A 483-nucleotide genomic window follows, 5' to 3' on the forward strand; every position below is an offset into this window, starting at 1 on the left:
CCGAGCGGCCCCGCGAGCTGCGCCGGATCGTCGGTCTGTTCCGGCCCTACCACGGCCGGCTCGCCGTCGTGGGCTCCCTGGTGGCCGCCTCCTCGCTGGTCGGCGTCGCCTCGCCGTTCCTGCTCAAGGAGATACTCGACGTCGCGATACCCGAGGGCCGTACCGGCCTGCTGAGCCTGCTCGCCCTCGGCCTGATCCTCACCGCGGTGGTCACCAGCGTGTTCGGTGTGCTCCAGACGTACATCTCCACGACCGTCGGCCAGCGCGTGATGCACGACCTGCGCACCGCCGTCTACGCCCAGCTCCAGCGGATGCCGCTGGCCTTCTTCACCCGCACCCGCACCGGTGAGGTGCAGTCCCGCATCGCCAACGACATCGGCGGCATGCAGGCGACGGTCACCTCCACGGCGACCTCCCTGGTGTCGAACCTGACCGCGGTGATCGCCTCCGTCGTCGCGATGCTCGCGCTCGACTGGCGGCTCA

General features: G+C 70.6%; 1 protein-coding gene. It reads left to right on the forward strand.

Annotated features, from left to right (window positions below; genetic code table 11):
• A partial coding sequence (locus tag G3I71_RS46985) for an ABC transporter transmembrane domain-containing protein (protein WP_164325065.1) occupies window positions 1–483 on the forward strand: 483 nt, incomplete at both ends.

It is taken from the genome of Streptomyces sp. SID12501 (assembly GCF_010550245.1).
GTDB lineage: Bacteria > Actinomycetota > Actinomycetes > Streptomycetales > Streptomycetaceae > Streptomyces.